Source organism: Streptomyces sp. NPDC048419 (assembly GCF_043200415.1).
Lineage (GTDB): Bacteria > Actinomycetota > Actinomycetes > Streptomycetales > Streptomycetaceae > Streptomyces.
The window spans coordinates 1-1,723 of the sequence record NZ_JBICXT010000111.1 but is presented as its reverse complement, the minus strand read 5'-3'; the positions used below and the strand labels follow the sequence as shown (position 1 = coordinate 1,723).

1 protein-coding gene and 2 pseudogenes are annotated in these 1,723 nt (G+C 62.3%); 1 reads left to right on the top strand and 2 read right to left on the bottom strand.

Annotation, left to right across the window (positions count from 1 at the left end; translation table 11 throughout):
* Positions 1-279, top strand: a pseudogene (locus tag ACGFYN_RS48105) (peptidase S8); the annotation flags it as partial.
* Here the strand turns inward: ACGFYN_RS48105 and ACGFYN_RS48100 are convergent.
* A pseudogene (locus tag ACGFYN_RS48100) lies at positions 279-353 on the bottom strand (YdcF family protein); the annotation flags it as partial. The pseudogenes ACGFYN_RS48105 and ACGFYN_RS48100 overlap by 1 nt on opposite strands.
* Before the next feature lie 350 nt (positions 354-703).
* Positions 704-1,723 (bottom strand): pyridoxal phosphate-dependent decarboxylase family protein (locus ACGFYN_RS48095; RefSeq protein WP_393872273.1); only part of this gene is annotated, 1,020 nt, incomplete at its 5' end.

Genomic DNA, 1,723 nt, shown 5'->3' with positions numbered 1-1,723 from the left:
GGTCTTGCCGTCTACGACACCTACCAGGCCAGCGGCTGGAACGAGTACGGCGGCACCAGCGCCTCCTCACCCTTCATCGCCGGCGTCTACGCCCTCGCGGGCACCCCAGGCGCCAATGACGTCCCGGCCGCGTACCCCTACGCCCACCCGGACAAGCTGAACGACGTCACCGACGGAACCAACGGCTCCTGCAACGACTACCAGTGCAAGGCCGGCAAGGGCTACGACGGCCCGACCGGCCTGGGAACCCCCAATGGCGTCGCAGCCTTCGCCAAGTAGACGAGCATGTCAACGACGAGCTTCTCGTCGTCGATTGACTTGACGTAGTCGTCCGGCTCCAACGGCTCGGAGGCGGGCGCCAGTCGCGACGGCAGCACTTAAGGTCGATGGACTGTTCCAGGAGCCAGGCCGACCTCGACTCGCGACTGGACGATGTTGAGGGGTTGGGGCATGTGGAATGCACAAACCTCGACTCGGCACGTCCTGCTCTCCAGGCCCCCGCCTGTTCGAAGCACAGCGGGGGCCGTCGCTTCGCTAGCGATTGCACGAACAAAGCACGACGGCCCACCTTCGAGGGAGTCAGGCGTGAGTCGCCGCTACTTGTTGATCAACGGCAGATTCCAAGCCGCAGCGGTGAGCATCGGGTAAGCGGGCACCACTTTCTAGCCTCTCTAGAAAGTCACGTCACGCACGGTTCGCGGTGCTACAGGTCAGCTAGGCCGGCAGTTTCACACGCGATGATCTCAAGCGCTTTGGCGACGTGGGCATGGTGGGTGCGGTGGGCAACGACGCAGACCCTGATGGTCTGGCGGTTGTTCACGACAGTGCTGGAGAGAAGGACGGATCCGTAAGAGTTGATTCGGTCCAGAAGGAGGCGTGTCTTACGATCGGCTTCGTCAGCGGCGGCCGTGGAGGTGTTCAGCGCGCGAAACCGGAAGATGACAGTGCTCAAGTCGGGGGCTTGAGGAACCTCTAGCTCCGGGATTGAGGTGAGGGTTTCGTAGACCAGTTGTGTCAGGTCCAGCTTTTCGTTCAGGGCCTCACGGAAAGCGCTGACGCCGTGTAGGTGCAAGGGTAGCCACGCCCTCAACCCGCGGACTTCGCGGGAGAGTTCGGGTCCCATATGTGCGAAGTCCGGCAGGCCGTCTGTCAATTCTGTGTCCTGGAGATAGTCGCCCGTTCCTTCATGTGCGGCGTAAAGTTTAGAGGAGTCGCGAACCACGAGAGCGCCGGTACCGAACGGGAGAAAAAGGGTCTTGTGGGGATCCAGCGTGATGGAGTCAGCACGTTCAGTTCCAGCCAAGCGGTCTCTCCCGCGCTCGGTGAGCCGGAAGAAGCCTCCGTACGCGGCATCAACATGCATCCACATACGCTCACGCTGGGCCAGATCCGCCATCTCCACCAGTGGGTCGATGGTCCCCGTGTCGGTGGTTCCGGCGGTTCCCACGATCAGGAAGGGACGGAGCCCGTTGCGCCGGTCAGCGGAGATCATCGCGGCTGCCGCCTCGATATCGATCTTTAGTTCGCCAGTGCAGGGAACTGTACGAATATGGGCTGCCCTGATCCCCGCGAGCCGAGCCGCTTTGGCCACTGAGTGATGGGCGAAGGCGGTCGTGTAGACAGTTCCTGACGCTAGTGTCCTGCGCCAGTAGTTGATCGTTAGTAGGTGTGTGACTTCTGCTGCTGGTGCGTCAGTTCCCCGTCGGGGCCCGAAGCTGGAACC